The following is a 1526-nucleotide window of genomic DNA, read 5'->3' as shown; positions in this document are numbered from 1 at the left end:
CGGGTGAAGGTGGACGTGGCCTCGCACAGCCCGCAGATGGAGCCGCTGCGCGCCCCACTGCGCCGCGCGCTCGACGGCCTGCGCGCCGGCGCCGCGGGGGTGCCCTTCTATTCCGCCGTCACCGGCGCCCTCCTCCCCGGCGAGGCGCTGGACGCCGCGTACTGGGAGCGCAACCTTCGCGACCCCTTCCGCTTTGCCGACGCCACCCGGGCGCTCCTGGACGCGGGGTTCGACGCTTTCGTCGAGGTGGGGCCGCACCCGGTGCTGCTGGGCGCCATCCGCCAGACCGCCCGCGGCGCGGGGCGCGAGGTGGCCGCTCTCGCCTCGCACGCCCGCGAGGGCGACCCGGTCCTCGCCCTGATGGCGACGCTGGGCGAGCTGTACGCGCGCGGGTACCCGGTGGAGTGGGCCCGGCTGCACCCGGTCGGGGGACGCTGCCTGTCGCTTCCCACGTACGCCTGGCAGCGGGAGCGCTACTGGTACGATCAGCTTCCCGCGGGGGGCGACCTCCCTTCCGGCGCCGCGCCGCCGTCTGGCGGGCATCCGCTGCTCGGCACGCACCTGAGCTCGTCGCAGCCGGCCGGGGAGCGCTTCTGGGAGTGCGACCTGGGCGCCCTGCATCCGCACTTCCTGGGCGACCACCGCGTGCAGGGGACGGCGGTGCTCCCCTCCGCCGGCTTCCTGGAGCTGGCGGCCGCCGCGGCGCGGGTGGATGGGGACGACGGCGCGGCCACGCTGGAGGACGTCGTCTTCGACCGCCTGCTCGCGCTGCCGGAGGAAGGGACGCGGCGGGTGCAACTGGTGCTCGCGCCCGCCGGGGCGGGAGATCTGCGCTTCCGCGTGTGCAGCCGTGAGTCCGCCGGGGCGGAGGCGTGGACGCCGCACGCGGCGGGAACCATCCGCATCGCCGCGCCCGGCCCGGACGCCGCGGCGGTCCTGGACCGCGACGCGGTCCTCGCGCGCTGCGCGGAGGCCGTTCCCGTGGGCGAGTTCTACGAGGCCATGCGCGCCCGGGGGCTGGAGTACGGGCCGGCGTTCCAGGGGATCCACACCCTGTGGCGGGGACCCGGCGAAGCGCTGGCTCGGCTGCGCGCGCCCGCGGCGGTGGGGCCGGACGCCGCGCGCTACCTGCTGCACCCCGCGCTGCTGGACGCCGCCCTGCAGGCGATGGCCGCGGCGGACGCCGCGCCGGCCGGCGTCGTGTACCTGCCGTGCGGAGTGCGCCGCTGGCGCCTGTTCGCCGCCGGGGAGGCGCCGGAGTGGTCGCACGCGCGCCTGGCGCCGGGAAGCGTTCCCGGGAGCGACCGGCTGGAGGCGGAGGTGCGCCTCTTCTCGGAGGACGGGCGGCTGCTGGCCCTCGCGGAAGGCTTCTGCGTGCAGCGGCTGGACGCGGCGCGGCGCCCCCGCGCGGCGGACCCGGAGAGCCTGCTTCACGAGATCCGCTGGGCCCCGCTTCCCGACGCGCCGCCGCTCGCGGACGCGGATGGCGAGTGGCTGGTCCTGGGCGACGGCGGCGGCGTGGGCGC

1 protein-coding gene is annotated in these 1526 nt (G+C 77.9%); it reads left to right on the top strand.

The window, feature by feature from the left end:
• Nucleotides 1-15: 15 nt before the first annotated feature.
• Nucleotides 16-1526: polyketide synthase dehydratase domain-containing protein (locus VIB55_RS05415; protein WP_331875649.1), on the top strand; the 1511-nt coding region annotated here is incomplete at its 3' end.

It is taken from the genome of Longimicrobium sp., from assembly GCF_036554565.1.
In the GTDB taxonomy this organism is placed as follows: Bacteria; Gemmatimonadota; Gemmatimonadetes; order Longimicrobiales; family Longimicrobiaceae; genus Longimicrobium.
The sequence above is the reverse complement of the archived record's forward strand: the minus strand, read 5'-3'. Positions and strand labels throughout refer to the sequence as shown.